Source organism: Variovorax pasteuri, from assembly GCF_051216435.1.
In the GTDB taxonomy this organism is placed as follows: Bacteria; Pseudomonadota; Gammaproteobacteria; order Burkholderiales; family Burkholderiaceae_C; genus Variovorax.
Genome location: NZ_JBPJZS010000005.1, coordinates 1 through 16,711, shown reverse-complemented (window position 1 = coordinate 16,711; position 16,711 = coordinate 1). Strand labels below are relative to the sequence as shown.

General features: G+C 63.7%; 14 protein-coding genes and 1 pseudogene. 2 read left to right on the top strand and 13 right to left on the bottom strand.

Translation table 11 applies throughout. The annotated features are described in order from the left end of the window. The first annotated feature begins 93 nt into the window (after positions 1 to 93). Together ACSFBM_RS19080 and ACSFBM_RS19075 are read left to right on the top strand one after the other, a co-directional pair. Positions 94 to 324, top strand: coding sequence for a hypothetical protein (locus ACSFBM_RS19080; RefSeq protein ID WP_435485759.1), 231 nt, complete (start codon positions 94 to 96; stop codon positions 322 to 324). A gap of 23 nt (positions 325 to 347) precedes the next feature. Continuing rightward, a pseudogene (locus ACSFBM_RS19075) lies at positions 348 to 674 on the top strand (transposase domain-containing protein); the annotation flags it as partial. Positions 675 to 1,021: 347 nt separating this feature from the next. On the opposite strand, the gene ACSFBM_RS19070 reads toward ACSFBM_RS19075, so the two are convergent. The 13 genes from ACSFBM_RS19070 to ACSFBM_RS19010 form a co-directional block, all read right to left on the bottom strand. After that, entirely contained in the window at positions 1,022 to 1,636 is a 615-nt protein-coding gene (locus tag ACSFBM_RS19070) for an MFS transporter (RefSeq protein ID WP_435485758.1), read from the bottom strand. Positions 1,637 to 1,646: 10 nt separating this feature from the next. Continuing rightward, a complete protein-coding gene (gene tnpB / locus ACSFBM_RS19065) occupies positions 1,647 to 1,829 on the bottom strand; it encodes an IS66 family insertion sequence element accessory protein TnpB (RefSeq protein ID WP_435485757.1) in 183 nt (60 codons plus the stop codon). A gap of 390 nt (positions 1,830 to 2,219) precedes the next feature. After that, positions 2,220 to 2,999 carry a hypothetical protein gene (locus tag ACSFBM_RS19060; protein ID WP_435485756.1) on the bottom strand — a complete coding sequence of 260 codons (780 nt, stop codon included), beginning with the start codon at positions 2,997 to 2,999 and terminating at the stop codon, positions 2,220 to 2,222. A gap of 428 nt (positions 3,000 to 3,427) precedes the next feature. After that, positions 3,428 to 4,312 (bottom strand): TauD/TfdA dioxygenase family protein, encoded by an 885-nt coding sequence (locus ACSFBM_RS19055; protein WP_435485755.1) that lies wholly within the window; start codon positions 4,310 to 4,312, stop codon positions 3,428 to 3,430. A gap of 200 nt (positions 4,313 to 4,512) precedes the next feature. Beyond that, positions 4,513 to 5,589 (bottom strand): DUF1254 domain-containing protein, encoded by a 1,077-nt coding sequence (locus ACSFBM_RS19050; RefSeq protein ID WP_435485754.1) that lies wholly within the window; start codon positions 5,587 to 5,589, stop codon positions 4,513 to 4,515. A gap of 176 nt (positions 5,590 to 5,765) precedes the next feature. Then, positions 5,766 to 7,259, bottom strand: a complete 1,494-nt coding sequence (locus tag ACSFBM_RS19045; RefSeq protein WP_435485753.1) for a M81 family metallopeptidase — start codon at positions 7,257 to 7,259, stop codon at positions 5,766 to 5,768. 26 nt (positions 7,260 to 7,285) lie between these two features. Then, the gene (locus ACSFBM_RS19040) at positions 7,286 to 8,455 is read right to left on the bottom strand and encodes an NAD(P)/FAD-dependent oxidoreductase (RefSeq protein WP_435485752.1); all 1,170 of its coding nucleotides are present in this window, start codon (positions 8,453 to 8,455) and stop codon (positions 7,286 to 7,288) included. A gap of 62 nt (positions 8,456 to 8,517) precedes the next feature. Next, the gene (locus ACSFBM_RS19035) at positions 8,518 to 9,903 is read right to left on the bottom strand and encodes an amidase (protein WP_435485751.1); all 1,386 of its coding nucleotides are present in this window, start codon (positions 9,901 to 9,903) and stop codon (positions 8,518 to 8,520) included. A gap of 64 nt (positions 9,904 to 9,967) precedes the next feature. Beyond that, entirely contained in the window at positions 9,968 to 11,614 is a 1,647-nt protein-coding gene (locus tag ACSFBM_RS19030) for a dipeptide ABC transporter ATP-binding protein (protein WP_435485750.1), read from the bottom strand. A 2-nt stretch (positions 11,615 to 11,616) separates the two neighbouring features. Next, the gene (locus ACSFBM_RS19025; protein ID WP_435485749.1) at positions 11,617 to 12,552 is read right to left on the bottom strand and encodes an ABC transporter permease; all 936 of its coding nucleotides are present in this window, start codon (positions 12,550 to 12,552) and stop codon (positions 11,617 to 11,619) included. A gap of 30 nt (positions 12,553 to 12,582) precedes the next feature. Then, complete coding sequence (locus tag ACSFBM_RS19020) at positions 12,583 to 13,524, bottom strand: ABC transporter permease (RefSeq protein ID WP_435485748.1); 942 nt, start codon at positions 13,522 to 13,524, stop codon at positions 12,583 to 12,585. Positions 13,525 to 13,657: 133 nt separating this feature from the next. After that, a complete protein-coding gene (locus ACSFBM_RS19015) occupies positions 13,658 to 15,241 on the bottom strand; it encodes an ABC transporter substrate-binding protein (RefSeq protein ID WP_435485747.1) in 1,584 nt (527 codons plus the stop codon). Positions 15,242 to 15,247: 6 nt separating this feature from the next. After that, the gene (locus tag ACSFBM_RS19010; RefSeq protein ID WP_435485746.1) at positions 15,248 to 15,784 is read right to left on the bottom strand and encodes a MarR family winged helix-turn-helix transcriptional regulator; all 537 of its coding nucleotides are present in this window, start codon (positions 15,782 to 15,784) and stop codon (positions 15,248 to 15,250) included. Positions 15,785 to 16,711: the final 927 nt, after the last annotated feature.

Below are 16,711 nucleotides of genomic sequence, written 5' to 3'. Positions count from 1 at the left end.
GAGAGAGGCCGCGCCTGCGCGCACGCAGTACAGCCTTGTGGCGACGACAAGACACTTGTCAAGACGCGTCGACCGAGACGGCACAATCACCTCATGACGACGAAGCAGGAGCTGCCCGACGAGGCGTTGAGCACGATGGCCATCGAGTGGCGCAGGAAGGCACTCGAGGGAGACCTTCACGCACGCGGTATCGCCCATGAACTCGAAACGGAGTTGCGCCGACGTGCCGGCGCCCCATTCACGAACTACGACACCCTGGACCTGCGTTCCCTGGAGACGAAAACAGCGCGGCGCCAGTGGTGGGCGTTCTGGCGGACACGCTGACGGGAAGGCATGGCACGGCGTGCGCGCCAGCCAAAGCATTGAACTACAGCCTGCAGCGTTGGACTGCGCTCTCGCACTACATCGACGACGGGAGCGGGCCCGCGGACAACAACTGGATCGAGAACCAGATCCGTCCGATTGCAGTGGGCAGAGGCAAGTGGCTGTTCGCCGGCAGCCCGCGCGCCGGTCAACGCGCCGCTGCCGTCATGAGCTTGATCCAGTCAGCCAAGCTCAACGGGCACGATCCGTACGCCTATCTGAAGGATGTGTTCTTGCGCCTGCCGACGCAGCCGCAAAGCCGCATCGACGAGTTGCTGCCGCATCGCTGGAGTAGTTCCTGGCCCAGATGACGAGAGCCCTCACCGGGCGCGCATCCTTCGGTTAGGGGACTTGAAGACCATCTCACGTTGCCGGCGCGCGCACGTAGGCGAGCGTCGCTTGTTGCGCGAAGAGGGCTACTAGCCTCTCCCAGTCGTGCAGTTAGGTGTCGGAGATTGTTTCATTGCAGGTAAGCACGCTGTGAACACATCTTGACGGGCCCTGCAACAGGCCGATCAGGTTGACATTCAGGACTGCTTTCAGCAAATCAGCCCAAGGCAGATTGTGTTCAAGGCATCTTGCCGGGACGTTGATGTGGCATCGTCAGCAACCGCCAAGAAGCCGCATAGCTCGCGAACGTCCGACGCCGACGACTCTCTCATGCCGGTTTTTCTCGATCCCGCTGAATTCCGAACAGGCACATCAGGCTTCCTGCCAGCAGCAACGCAACGGATACACCGAGCGACCAATGCATGCCGCGCATGAACGGCTCTGGCGCCGTGTCGCGAACCAGATAACCGAACACGGCCACACCCAACATGCCGCCAATCTGACGTGCCGAGTTGAGGACACCCGAGGCGATACCGGCGCGCGAGGTGTCCACCGATGACAGCGTGGCGTTGGTCATCGTCGGCACGGTCAGTGCGATACCGCTGGCTGCCAGCAGCATCGGAACGACCAGCATCCAATAGGGGCCGGCGATGCTGATCGGCAGCAGCATCAGATAGCCACAAGCCGCAAGTGCCAAGCCCAGAACCATCAAGCGCCCGGCACCCATGCGGGTGATCAAGCGTCCGGCGACGACGTTCACCGCCATCAGCACGATCGTCATGGGCAAGAACGCCAGCCCGGTCTGCTGGGGCGAAAGCTGCTGCTCGATCTGGAAGAACAGGCTGAAGACGAAGATGAGCCCGTAGTAGGCGAAGTTCACGATCACACCAACCAGTGACGCCGCCGCGAAAGTAGGGATGCGAAAGAGCGCTAGGGGCAGCATCGGCGACCGGCTACGCCACTCGATGACGACGCATGCGGTTGGCTCTTGCGCTGGCGAACAGATAGGCGTGGTGTGCACGGGCCTCGCCGAACACCTTCACCACGCGCGCCAGCGCGGTGTCGGTGCCGCAGCGCATGTCCAGCGGCACCGTGGCCAGCCACACCGCCTCGATGCGGATCATCGGTGCGCTCACTTGAGCCACTCGCGCAGCCACGCACCGCACTCGACTGCGCCGGCCAGCGGCCAGATGACTGTGGCGCTCGCCACACCGCGGCGCAGTTCGACACGGATCTCCGGCGGCGAGCAACGCACCGGTGCCGCCGGCGCCTGCTCGGACAGCGTCGCCGGGGCAAGTTTCTGAAATTCATCAAGCGTCCATCTGAGTTAGATGGACGCCATCCTTGCCATCGCGCGTCTAACTATCAACGTGACTTCGCTGGCCCCTTACCATTGCAGGGGCGCTCAGGCCTGAGGTCCTTACCTCGGATATAGGTGACATGAGCTCACCGCACCGTGGCGAGTGCTCACAAGGGCCTTCATCGTGACGGGCGGCCTAGGGCGCCGTTTGGCGGAGTTGTCTAACTCAGTCCTTGACCAGTTCCAGGTCGAAAGGCGTAATGGGCCGGAGGCTGTCGAACCGCAGTTCAACCGCGCCGCACCATGCATGCACCAGCGCGACCATGTGGCGCACGCCCGGGCCGTCGTTGACGCGGCCCATGAGGTCGACGGGGCTCTGTTGCCCGAACGCCAGGGCCAATTGCACCAGTTGCTGGTGGATCAGCACGCCTTGGCCGGCCATGGCGCCGACATCCCAGCTGTCACGTGCGCTCACAACAACATGGCGCAGTTGGCCGAGCGGGTGGCGAGTGACGCTGCGGCGCAGCAGCGAGGCGGTACGGATCTCGATGCTGCGCTCACCGCTTTGAGGATCGACGCAGAAGCGGGTCTCGCGCAGCGGCCCGCCGAACCAGCGCAGGCGCATCAGCCTGATGCCCAACCAGCACATGAAGGCGCCTGTGCCGATCATCGCCACCGTCAGCGCGATGAACAGCAGCCAGTGGTGCCAGGCCTCGGGCGGCTCCTCCGCGAGCCCGGCCACCATCATCGGCGTGGCCGACAGCATCGCCAGCCCCAAGAGCAGGACGCCCAGGCCCATCAGCCACCACATGAACCTGCCGATGCGCATGTGGCGCGGAAAGAGCCGCAGCTGCGCCCCGTGGGGCACGCAGGCGTAGCCCGCATCGAACAGCAGGCGGTCTGGCGCCAGCACGCTCGCCAGCATGGCGAGCAAGCCGAGCGCGCCCAGTGGCGCTGCGACCCAGGGGATCAGCATTTCGGCGGCGAGAGAAAGGTCCCTGTACATGAGTTGGGCTTGTCGTTGTCCTGGCCGGTGGTGCAGCCCCACCGTGAGGGCACGCAGGATACACAAGAGCGGCGGCCCCCTCCACTTCAACCCGGTCGAATTCGTCGCGGTCCTCCTCGTCGTGCGTTCCGCCGACGTGCTGACCTGCGGCCGCTGTCAAGGTGGGATCACTGCGCGCCTACCCTGCGTCGGCCTTCACATTCGTCTCGCCTAGCCTGACAGGCGCATAGCGGACCTCTCGATCGAGAGGCTCCCGAGCATGAACAACGTGTTGAAGTTTCACACCTAGACATGATGGTCGCCGCCAATACTAGGCGGCGACCATCACGTCTAGCGTCCAGTTACGATCACGAAATATGCGAGTGAAACAGCCGTTGAACCTCTTGGGCTGTTAGCGCCAGTGCAAGCGTGATCAGCGGCGCTAACAGTCAGGCTGCCTGGGCCGTATCGGGCGTGTCGAAGGTGACGCGCTGGTTCACCCGGTGGTGCGGCCAGTAGTCCGCCACAGCGTAGTGCTGCGTGCTGCGGTTGTCCCAGATGGCGATGCCCCCGGCTTCCCATTGGTGATGCACCATGAACTCGGGCCGTTGGAGCCAGCCGAGCAGGAAGTGCAACAGCCCACGCGCTTCATGCCGGTCGATGCCGGTGATGTTGCGCGTGAAGTCCGCGTTGACGAAGATGCACTTGCGTCCTGAATCTGGATTGACGCGCACCACCGGATGCACCACGGGCTTGCCCGCCTTGATCGCGGCGATCAGCGCGTCGTCGCTTTTCTTGCCCAGGTATTCCCGAAAGCCCGACTGCTCCCAGGTGTGCACCGCGCTCAGGCCTTCAAGGTACTGCTGCATGCCCGGCGACAGCCAGTCGTAGGCCTTGCTGGTGCTGCTCCAGCAGGTGTTGCCGCCAGCCGGTGGCGTGACGGTGATCTGGATCGCGGTGCCCAACGGCGGATTGCGCTTCCAGCTGATGTCGGTGTGCCAGTTGTCGATGGCCGGCGGACGCTCGCGGTCGGAGACGATCATCTCCATGTCGGGTGCGTCTGCATTGCGCTCGAAGTACGAGCCCTTCGAGATCGGGCCGAACACCTGGCCCAGCGCGATGTGCTGCGCCGGTGTGATCGTCTGCGGCTTGAAGAAGATCACCTCGAAATCGAACAGCGCCTGCCGCAGTTCGGCCTTCACAGCGTCAGTCAGCGGCTGCGTGAGGTCGACGCCTTCGATCCAGGCCGCGAAGTTCGGCATGCGCGGCACCGGACGGATGTGCTTGTAGCGGCTGGCGATGTCAATCAATTCCATGGGCGCGGTGTTGGCCATGAGTTGTACCTTTCGATGGTGAGAATGAGATGGTGAAAAGAAGGGAAAGAAGCGAGGCCAGACCTCATCGACTCGGGGCATCTGGCGGCGCGATTCGTCTCCGTGCTCACCATTGGCCTTCATCGCACGCCAATTGGTGACCTGTTTAGGCCTTCCTTAGAACTTGGGTTCGTGGGCTGGCGAGTTATCGAAAAAAAGTCTCAGTTCACAGGTTGCGCTTCAGGGAACTTCCAGGCACCACTGGCGGCCTCCGCGCGCGGCAGGTACAGGCGCACAAAGTAATTCCAGCCTGGCGTGATCGGCAGACAATTGGCGGTCTTGCTGCCGTCGCAGCCGCCGAACTGAACAGTGATGGTGCCGTCGCTGGCGGGCCGGGCCGTCACGTTGTTGACCGTATAGGCGCTCTCGGGGTTCTTCTCGAAAAAGCCCGCAGCGTTGTACACGCTGACCGACCAGAAGCCGTCGACGGGCACGTCCTTGACGCTAAGCCGATAGACCGTCGTACCGTCGTTCTTTCTGGGATTGACGTTCAGGTAGACGGTTTCCTGCTCCGGCAATCCACCCCAGGCGGACGCTGCCCCTACAAGATGTCGTATGGGGTTCACCGAGGCCTTGGTGCCGAAGGCTTGCGTCAGATCCGGCATGGTCGATGCAAGCGTGATCAAGGCGTCGCGCACCTTCTTGAGGCTGGCCACATCCCACGCTGGCAGTTCCAGCTTGCCGGAGTCTCTCTGGCTGACCCGGATCGCATCCTGCAGCGCATGAGCCTGCTTGAGGTCGTCCGCACTGCCGGGGTCGACGAACGCGCGGATGATCACGTAGGAATAGCGCGTGCCGACGCTCTCCTTGCTCAGCGTGTGCGCACCTGCGCCGTGAAAGATGTTCGTCGTGTAGTGGTCCTGGTTGATGACGTGCGCCGAGAGATAGCGCTTGCCGGCGTCTGGAAGGGTGATGGTTACCGGCCCCGCATCCAGATCGAACGCGGCGCTGGAGTACAGCGTATCGCGGTTCATCCGAATGACTCGCTGGTTGTCGATGGGGGCCAGATCGCGCACGTGCCACAGCTTGCCAAGCCCTACGGCCTTGGACAGCATGGTCAAGTAAGTGTCGGTTTCCGCGCGAACAAAAGTGTCGACACCGACGGGCACGGCGGGCGGCGCGATCGGGTTTTGAGCGATAGCGCCTTGCGCGAGCGCATGTGAGGTCAATGCGGCGGCAATGGGTACGGCGACAAAGGTACGGTTGAACTTTTTCATGGAATGCATCGGGGTGAACATCGGATCGATTTTTGAAAGAAAACGAGGCTTAGGTGTGCGCGCGCAAGCGGACCATGTCGGCTGCCTTTCGGCAATCATCACTATGGGCGCATGCGTGTTGCCTCCGCTCCCGCCAGCAACCCGGAGGGAATCCCAGGGACCGTTGGTTCAACTGCTCCACAAGAGGAGCGCTGCATTTACCCAGCCATGACAGGATCACTCATCTCAGCGTCGGGTCGGAATTCCGTAGCGTCCAGCGGCCACTTAGGCAGACGGGCCTTTCTATAAGGCAGCATTGCGAGATCCGACGTCATGGTGCCCGGGGCGCCTACATAGATGACGTGCTTCGCAACCTTGGAGAACGAGGCGTAGAAATGTTGCGAAGATTTGACGACGATGGTTTTTTTTGCAGCGAGGTTACAGCCCAATTGCGTGAAAACGTCAGTGTCCATAGCCTGATTGCGCAGCGTGGTGAGCACGATCTCGATCCCTTCGGCTTCGAGCAGCGCGCAGTCTCCCAATGGCATGGGCGTATTTGCGAGGCCCGTCATGGTCATGCCGGCATGCAGCGCCTTGACAGTGCACATCAAGTCCATCGGCAGACCCGAGAGCGGGCCGATCTTGCCGCCAATGCGTATCGCGAGCCGCGATCCAACACCAGCATCGAAGGCGGTACGCACGGCAATGGGGTCCCACATCGGGCCGATGACCGCGTTGAGGATGCCGCGCTCGACCATACGGCGCAGAATGAAGGTGGAGTCGCCGGCCGCACCGCCCCCCGGGTTGTCGGCACTGTCGGCCAGGACAACAGGGGCGCCGTTGAAGGCTAGTGCTTCGTCGAGCGCACTGTCGATGTCGGGATAGCTCACGTTGAGCGCCTCGCGCATGCCGATCAGTTCGTCAGCGAGTTGACGCGCCAGTGCTTCGGCTTTAGCAGCGTTGTCGTTGGTATAGACCAGCAGCTTGGTGCCCATTTCAGGCACGTCGCCCCAGGAAAATCCGTGTATCACGGAGATTGACAGCACCCCATCCTTGCCCTCGAGGGCCTGCAGGCGATCGATGAAGCTGCGCGCGGGTTCACGTGGTGTGTGGATAGTTACGATCATGTCGCAGTCGACCACGGCGGCGACCGGCTTGATCTTCTTGCCGACCATCGCCGCACAGAGGTCTACCAGCTCAATGCCACGCTCCAGCACGTCGGTGTGTGGGTATTCCTTGAAAGCGATCAGCAGGTCGGCGTTCTGGACCATTTTTGGGGTCAGATGGCTGTGCGAATCGAGTTCGGCGCCGACGACCACGCCGGGTCCGACGATCGCGCGCACCCGCTGCAGCAGGTCGCCTTCGCAGTCGTCGTAATCCTCAGCCACCATTGCGCCGTGCAGGCCTAGCAAGACCATGTCAACTGGCAGCGCCGCGCGCAGGTCGGCCAGCAGTTCTTCGCGCAAAGTCTCGTAGGCGAGGCGCGTGGTCGTTCCGCTGGGCTGTGCGCCGGCCACCATACCTTCGATTAGTTCCCAGCCGCGCTCCTTACCGCGAAGCCGCGCGGCCCACAGCGGGCCCGAAAAGAAGGTCATCTGGTTCGGATGCTTGCCGGCCGGGAAGTAGCCGCGGTCTTTGAAGGACGCAATGCCGGTGGGCATTGGTCCAAAGGTGTTAGTTTCGGTGGCGAGGGATCCGCTGAAGACACGCATGGTTCGGTTCCTGAAGTTAAAAAAAGTTAGAAGGACTGAGACGTAGGATTGCGCAGCCGAACAGGTGACAACATGTCGGCGGTGAGTCCGAAGCTTGCTGCGTGGGCGGGCACCGGCAGGCCACGGGCCAGCGCAGCGCAGGTCTCACCCATGGCTGCCGAAGTCTGGATGCCATAGCCGCCCTGGGCAGCGACCCAGAAGAAGCCCGGCAGTTTGTCGTCGAAGCCGCCAACCAGGTCGCCGTCGGCCACGAAGGAGCGCAGGCCAGCCCAGGTGTGGGTTGGTCGCCTGATCGTCAGCAGGGTCATCTCTTCGAGCTTGTGGATCGCGAGAGCGATGTCTATTTCTTCGGGCTGGATATCCTGCGGCGGCACGGGGTCGGCGTTGGCTGGCGATCCGAGCAGCATCCCGGCGTCGGGTTTGATGTACCAGTCTTCCTTTGCGCCCAGGACCATGGGCCAACGCGTGGTGTCCAGGCCATCGGGCGGCGCGAAGATGAAGGCAGAGCGTCGGCGCGGCTCGATATTCAGGGGCCGCGCGCCCGCCAAGGCGGCGATCGTGTCGACCCAGGCGCCTGCGGCGTTGATAACGACCGGGGCCTCGTAGATCGTGTCGCCGGCCTGCACAACCCAACCTGCGGAGGTATGAGTCATCGCGCTCACCTCGGCATGACACGCCAGCGTGCCTCCAGCCTGGCGCATGCCGCGCAGGTAGCCCTGGTGGATTGCGTGCACATCCATGTCGGAGGCATCCGGCTCGTAGACGGCGCCCAGTATCTGCTCGTGTCGCAGCGCGGGAACCATGGCCACGGCTTCGTCCGCCGTGAAGCGGCGCGCATTCGGCGTGACGGCTCGCAGCACATCCCAGTGGGCTTCGAGTTCGGCCGCTTGGTCGTGAGCGGCGACGAACATGGCGCCTCGCGGCGTGAGCAGCGGGTGTTCGCTGAAGCCGGGCGGCGGCTCCTCAAAGAAGGCGCGGCTGGCCATGGTGAGGGCGCGCACCTGCGGCGTGCCGTAGCTCTCCATGAAGAGTGCGGCAGAGCGGCCAGTAGAGTGATAACCGGGCTGGCTCTCTCGCTCCAGCAGCACAACGCGGCCATGTGGCGCAAGCCAGTATGCGATGGAGGCACCGGCGATGCCCGCTCCGATGATGAGGAATTCGGCACGGATGGGCGCAGGTGGCGAGGCGTGGGTCATGGTGCGATGAAGGCGATGTGTTTCATGTTGACGCGGTGGGAGTCTTCAGGGACGGCGGACCCTCAGGCCGGCTCGGGCCAGGCGCTCTGTGGTCCCCGCACGGATTCGTAGAAATGCGCCATCTGCAGCACCCCCAGGTCGTCGAACCGGCGCCCCGCGATCTGCAGGCCGATCGGCAGTCCGTTGCTGGAATAACCGCAGTTGATGGACGCGGCAGGCTGTTCGGACTGGTTGAACACTGACGTGAAGTGGGAGTCCTTCAGAGGGTTCTCCGAGCCGCTGTGGATGGCTTCCGCCGCGAACGGCAGCACCGGCGAGACGGGCGACAGCACGTAGTCATAGGGCTGCGTCGCAGCCACGGTGGCGGCTCGCAGCATCTGCATGCGAGTGAAGGCGCGGAAAGTGTCCTCGGGCGTGAGCGAGCCCGCGAACTCGGCCGCCTCGTGGATGTAGCCGGCCGCGAGACTGGCGCGCTCCGGTGGCATGGCCGCCAAGTCCACGCGGCAGCGCATGGTGAAGAAGTGAGCCATCCCCATGCGCATGTCCAGTGTCGTCCAGTCGGTCAGCGGCTCAACGATGGCACCGGCTTGTTCAAAGACTCGCGCCGCGACCAGCACAGCCTCCCTCACTTCCGGGTCGATCGGCCAACCTCCCGCAGGCTCGGTCCACAGACCAATGCGCAGACTCTTGATGCTGCGTTCCAGACTGCCCCACGCAATGTCTTGTGCTGGCAGGCTCATGTAATCGCGCGGGTCCGGGCGCGAGAGGACCTTCATCAACAATGCGGCATCGGCCACGGTGCGCGTCATCGGGCCGATCACGCGGGCGGCGGCCGGCGGATCGACTGGAATGCGCCCATGGCTCGGCTTGAGCCCGAAGACGCCGCAGAAGTTGGCCGGAATGCGCACCGAGCCGCCGATGTCGGAGCCCAGGTGCAAGGGGCCGTAGCCCGCCGCAGCCGCAGCACCCGCACCGGAGCTGGAGCCGCCCGTGTTACGGCTCAGATCCCAGGGGTTGCGCGTAAGCGGGTGGAAGCTGGAGGGGGCCGCCCCCAGAAACCCGAAGTCGGGCATCGTGGTCTTGGTGACGATGACCGCGCCCGCCTCGCGCACGCGGGCCGCGGCAGGGGCATCGGCGGTGGCGGGGGCCAGTACCGTCGCGGCGCTGCCGATGGGGGAAGGCGTGCCGCGCGTGGCGATGTTTTCCTTGAGTGTGATGGGCACGCCGTCGAGCTCGCCTTGCGGCGCGCCCCTGGCCCAGCGCGCTTCCGAGGCCGCGGCAGAGGCCAGAGCCGCTTCGGCGTCGAGTTCGTAGGTGGCCTGGATGCTTGGCTCCCAGCGTTCGATGCGTGCCAGCACGGCTTTCGTCACCTCGACCGGCGAGAGCATGCGGTCGCGGTAGTGTTCCAGGAGCTGGGTGGCGCTGAGGGCGTACAGAGGTGTCTGCATGGTGTGTGCTTGTTTTTGTTGGCGTGGTTGGAAGGTAGGGATGCAAAAGATCGGCGTCGTGCGCTCAGCCCTGGCCGAACACGTAGCCCTGGCCGGGCGCGGCAGCCAGCAGGGAGCGCGTGTAGGCCTCGCGCGGCGACAGCAGGACGTCGTGGGCCGCGCCCTCTTCGACAATCCGCCCCTTGTGCATGACGATCAGTCGATCGCATATCTGGCTGGCGACGCGCAGGTCGTGGGTGATGAAGAGAATGCCGATGGACAGGCGCTGCTGGATTTCTGCGAGCAGCTTGAGGATCTGATCCTGTACCGACACGTCGAGCGCGGACACCGCCTCGTCGGCAATCAGGATCCGGGGTTCGCAGGCCAGCGCGCGCGCAATGCACAGGCGCTGCCGCTGGCCGCCGGAGAACTCGCTCGGGTAGCGGTGCAGGACGTCGGGTTTCAGCCGCACCAGGTCCATGAGCTCCTCGGCGCGCAGCCATGCCTTGTCGGGCGGCATGCCGAAATTCACCGGGCCTTCGATGATCGACTGGCCCACGGTGCGTCGCGGATTGAGTGATCGATTGGGGTCCTGGAAAACCACTTGCACCGTGCGGCGAAAGGCCGACAGCCGCGCGCGCGAAGCGCCCTGCGATTCGACGTGGGGCACCCGGACATCCCCCTGCGTGGGCTCGATCAGGCGCGCGATACAACGCGCCACCGTCGACTTGCCCGAGCCGGATTCGCCGACGATGCCCACGGTCTCGCCGGCGTGCAGTTTCAGCGACACGTCGATGGCCGCATGCACGGCGCGGCGCTTGCCGGGCCAGGAGCCGGAGCGGTAGGTCTTGGTCACACCGCGGGCATCGAGCAGGGGCGGCCCGTCCGCGACCGGGGGGCGCCGTGCCGGTTCGAGGCGAGGCACCGCACGCAGCAACATGCGCGTGTAGGCTTCCTTCGGAAAGCGCAGCACCTGGTCTTTCGGCCCACTCTCGACCTGACGGCCCAGTTCTAGCACGACGACGTGGTCGGCAATGTCCGCCACCACGCCGAAGTCGTGCGTGATGAAGAGCACCGCCGTGCCGTTCTCCTGCTGCATCTCGCGGATGAGCGAGAGGATCTCGGCCTGCGTGGTCACGTCGAGCGCGGTGGTCGGCTCGTCGCAGATGAGAAGCGCGGGGCGCAGGATCAGCGCAATGGCGATCACGATGCGCTGGCGCTGCCCGCCCGAGAGCTGGTGCGGGTAGGCGTCGTAGATGCGCTCGGGCTCGGGCAGCTTCACGCGCTCGAAAATGGCCAACACACGTTGCCGGCGCTCCGCAGCGCCGAAGTCGGTGTGCTCGGCCAGCATCTCGTCGACCTGTGCGCCGCAGCGCATCACCGGATTCAGTGCCGTCATCGGCTCCTGGAACACCATCGCCATGCGCGCGCCACGCAATGCGCGCAGACGCGAGGCGTTGGCCTCGAGCACGTTCTCTCCCTGCACCTCGATGCGTCCGGCAGAGGGCCTGAGTGTTTCGGGCAGCAGGCCCATCGCGGCCTGCGCGATCACCGATTTGCCCGAGCCCGATTCTCCCAGCAGGCACACGACCTGGCCGGGCATCACATCGAAGGAGACGGCATGCACGGCATGGGGCCGGTCCGCACCGGCGGGCAGGTCGATGCTCAGGTTGCGTACCGCGAGACAGGGTGCGTCGCCGGCCGGTGCGGCGGAAAGAGAGGTGCGAGTCATGGTCAGTTGCCCCGCTTGTTGAACTTGGGATCGAGCGTGTCGCGCAGGCCGTCGCCCAGCATGTTCACCGCGAGCACGGTGAGCGCCAGGAAGGCGCCGGGCAACAGCACGGTGGAGGGGTGTGCACTGAAGTGCGCACGGCCTTCGGACATGATGTTTCCCCAGGTCGGCACGTCGGACGGCAGGCCGATACCGAGGAAGGACATGGCTGCTTCCACCAGCATCGCCGCTGCGCAGACGAAGGTGCCCTGCACGATCAGCGGCGCTACCGTGTTGGGCAGGATGTGCCGCATCATCAACGTCCAGGTCGGCGTGTCGAGCGCGATGGCCGCTTCGACGTAAGGCTCTTCGCGCACCGACAGGACCACCGAGCGCACGAGCCGCGCCACGCGCGGGATCTCGGGCACGGTGATGGCCAGCACCACCGTCAGCAAGCTCGGGCGCCATACCGCAACGAGGACGATGGCGAACAGGATGCCGGGCACGGCCATCATGCCGTCCATGACGCGCATGATCGCGCCGTCGAAGCGGCGGAAGTACCCGGCCACCATGCCCACCATCAGCCCAAGGAAGACCGAACCGATGGCTACCGCCACGCCTACCGACAGCGAGATGCGCGCGCCGTACGCGGTGCGGCTCCACACGTCGCGGCCCATGCTGTCGGTGCCCATCGGAAAGAAGCGCTCGAAGGTGTCGCCGGCCAGCGTGGTGAACTCGGCACGCGTGCCTGGCGGCAGGTGTGAACTGGCCGGGTCCATGGCGTTGGGGTCGATGGTGTAGAGCCACGGCGCCGCCACGGCGATCACCACCATGATGGCCAGCAGCGCAGCGCCCAGGCGCACCGAGCCGTTCGAGAAGATGCGGCGCGCGAACGAGGGCCTGCGCTTGCGCCGCGCTGCGGCGACGGGAGTTGGGGTCGGAAGAGAGATGGACGTCATGGGAGTGCTTTCATCGGTGCGCCGTGCGCGTCAGTAGCGGATGCGGGGATCGAGTAGTAGGTAGCTCAAGTCCACCAGCAGGTTGACCACCACGTAGACCAGCGAGAAAAAGAGGGTGATGCCTTGGATCAGTGGGTAGTCGCGCGAGAGCACGGCGTCCACCGTAAGCTGGCCGAGGCCGGGGATCGCGTAGATGGTCTCTGTGACCACCACGCCTCCGATGAGGCCAGCAACGCTGAGCCCGACGATGGTGGCGATCGGCACGGCCGCGTTGGCGAGCGCATGGCGCATCAGCGTTCGCCACTCGGCAATGCCCTTGGCGCGCGCGGTGCGCACGTAGTCTTCGGTGAGCGCCTCCGACACCGCCGCGCGTGTGACCCGTGCGATCAGCGCCGCGTACATCACGGCCAGCGTGACGCAGGGCAGTATGAGGTTACGCAGCCACGGACCTGTGCCTTCTGCGATGCGGCTGTAGCCCTGCGAGGGCAGCCAGCCCAGTTTCATCGAGAACAGCCAGATCATCAGGTAGCCTGCGACGAAGGCAGGCACTGAGAAGCCGAGCACCGACACCCCCATGATGAAGCGGTCGAGCCGGCCGCCGCGCCGCCAGGCCGCCAGCACGCCCAGCGGCACAGCGATCAGCACAGTGAGCACGATGGTCAGCGTGGCCACGGAAAGCGTGGGCTCCAGCCGCTGACCGATCAGCGCGGTCACGCCCATCTTGTAAAAGTACGAATAACCGAGGTCTCCTCGCACGACGTGGCCTAGCCACTGGAAGAACTGGCTAAAGATCGATGCGTCCAGGCCAAGCTGCGCGCGGATCTGTGCGATCTCGTTGGCGCTGGCCGAATCGCCTGCGATGGCGGCCGCCGGGTCACCGGGGGTGATGCGCAGCAGCAAGAAGACGATGATGGCGACGATCAAGAGCACCGGCGCGGTGGCCAGGCCGCGTCGGAACAGAAAATTGAGCATGAGATGACTGCCTTGTTCGCGAAGTGGGGGGAGATACGGGACCGGCGGGCCGGTCGGTACGGGCGAAGAGATTCCCCACCCGGACGCGTCGGTGCGTCCGGGCGGCGGCATGAACCAGAGGGGGAACTGCGGGCTACTTCTTCCGCACGTTCCAGTACAGGACGGCAGGCGAGGGAAGCAGGCCACTCAGCACGCCGCGACGGACTGCGGTCAGTGCCTTGCCTTCGCCCAGCGGCGCGACCACGCCACCTTCGAGCACGCGCAATTGGATCTGCGTCGCGATCTCCTTACGCTGCGCGAGATCGACGGTCTCGATGAAGCGTGACTTCAGCGTCTCCAGTTCGGGGTCGGCGGGCCACCCGAAGTAGCCCTGGTCGCCATTGCCGGTCAGCGCGCTGTGGGTGAGCGGGTTGCTGGCATCGATGCCGCCCCAGAACGTGATGAAGGCGTTCCATCCCCCGTTCTCCGGCAAATCTTTCTTGGTGCGCCGCGTCACGAGCGTGGCCCAGTCAGTGGACTGCACGTCCACATTGAAGCCCACCTGCTTGAGTAGTTGGCCATAGACAACGGGCAACTTGTTCAACGCGGGCGAATCGCCCGGCAGCAGAATAACCACGGGCTTACCGTTGTAGCCTGATTCCTTCAGCAGTTTCCTAGCTTCTTCGAACTGCGGCTTGCCTGTAAAGAAGCCCGTCTTGTCGCTGGCGTATGTCGAGCCGCACAGGTAGATTGACGTACACGGCTTGTAGAAGTCGCGGAAGGTGGCCTGCGCGCGCAGCATGGCCTCCTGGTTGATCGCAAGCATCGCAGCCTTCAGCGCTTTCGGATTGTCGAAGGGAGGGACCTTGTGGTTGTAGATCACGGTGAATGGCCCTGCCGGCATGATCGTCAGCAGTTCGATCTTCTCATTGGTACGCATGTCGGCATAGCTAGAGGAAGGAACGGCCTCGAGCATGTCGACCTCGCCATTGAGCAGCGCGTTCGCTTGCGTCTGCGGATCACGCAGAAACACCCACTCGACGCGGTCCACGTTCACCACCTTGCCGCCGCTGAGGCCGGAAGGGGCTTCCTTGCGAGGAACGTAGGCCATGTTCTTGCGATAAACGGCCCTGTCGCCGGGACGGAAGTCCTCCTTGGCGAGCGTGAAAGGCCCTGACCCGATCATTTCCTCTATCTGCTTGTCGGCAGGGGTCTCGGCCACGCGCTTAGGCATGATGAACGGCACCATCGGACTGGGCTTGCCCAGTGCATCGAGCACCACACCGAAGGGCTGCTTGAACGTCATGCGGAAGGTGTTCGCGCTCTCTGCGGTGATGTTGTCCATGGCGGCGTACATCTTCTGGCCGAGAGGGTCGCGTTTGCCCCAGCGCGCGAGCGAGGCGATCACGTCCTGCGAGGTGACGGGGGCGCCGTCATGAAATTTCAAACCTGGGCGCAGCGTGAAGGTCCATATCTTGTTGTCGGGGCTAACGCTGTATTTGTCGACCATCTGCGGCTTGATCACGCCCTTCTCGTCCATGCCGAACAAGGTGTCGTAGATCATGAAGCCGTGGTTGCGCGTGATGTTGGCCGTGGTCCAGATCGGGTCAAGGATCTTCAGGTCCGACGAGGGCACAGTGCGCAGCACTGTCTGCGCCGATGCGGCGGCGGACAGTGTGAAGGCGAAGGCCGACAGGATGAGCGCGAGCGCGCGGCGCGGCGAAAGTGAAATCGTCATGGGGCCTTACCTTTTCGAGGAAGCATTGGAAGTTGGGGAAGCGGATGCGTCCGACGCCTTGCTTTCGCGCAGTTGCGTCAGCAGGAATTCGAAGATGTCGCGCGAGGCGGCCTCGGCGTGGATGATCTTCTGGAGGATGCGTCGCAACGACTTCATTTCCTCCTCCGTGAGGCAGTCGAGGAAGCGGGCCTCCATTTCATGGCCGAGCGGCTCAGCGCGCATTACGAGGTCGATGCCGAGATCGGTCAGGCACAGCTGAACCTGGCGAGCGTCCTCGATGCCGATGTGACGCTCGACCAATTGGCGCTGGACCAGCGAACTCACCAGTTTGGAGACAAGGGTCTTTTCTATCGCAGAGCGCTGCACGAGTTGCCCCACCGTGATGCCAGGCGAGCTACCGATCATTCGCAACAACCGGACATCGCGGCTCGGGATACCTAGCTCAAGCTCGTACACACGCGAGCCACGATCAAGAGTGCGCTCGGAAGCTATATCGAGCAGGAGATTGATGTAGTCGGATTTCAGTTTGAGCGGGAGATGCATGGCCACATTCGATTAACTTTCCAATAGTTGAAAGTTTCATTGATATGCGAGACCTACGCAAGCTTTAGGCCATCTTTCTAGGGAAACCCCTTGCTCGCGAGCAGCCCGCCACTCACCCTTGCAGGCGCAACTCGAAAGCCCCTCGTCTTGATCGCGGATCAATCAAGGCAATCCAACGCGGGTGGTGCGCACAGAGCACCAAAATGCCGCATGTGCACCGATACGATCCGAAATCGTGGTCTGAAAAAGCCCGTGCTTGCGGGGCGCGCAGTTCTTCATCTCCGTGCGTGCGATCTGCTTTGAAGCCGCCGTTTGATGAGCGATGTCATGGTCATGCACTCAATCAGGACTGCGTTGGCAAGTGTTGACCAAGACCTGGTGCCATTGATCCGCCTGGGTGGAGCACGGCTCTCGACCCGACGGCGTGAATGTTGATCTCGCGATCACCTCTGCACCGAACGCGATTCGGAGACCAGGTATGAAAAATTTCGGCTGAAGCGCTTGGGAGTGAACGCTCATCGGCTCACTGGCCTGTGTGATTCCCAGCGGCGTTGGATTCGTCGCATGAAGAGTTGTAGCGGGTCTAACCCAGCGAGGGATTGGACACAGTTGCCGCGAGCGAGGCTCGTCGCATGAGGATCGGTGACTTTGCAGGTGGGGAGGCTTCGTTATGCTGCAAAAGTAAGATTTGACGGCACAAAATGCTTTGATCTATTATTTTTTGTCGACTGATTGGAATTACATTCCATGTTTTTCGGCATAAAGTTTTGGGCGTGAATAGCTCAATTTCCGCCGACCAGATGCGCGCCTTGCTGCTCGACACGTCGCAGACCCCGCTGTCGCACGACCCCGACCCCACGGAAACCGCCGAATGGCGCGACGCCTTCCTGGCGCTGGCGCAAACGCAGGGGCCGCAGCGCGCCCGGC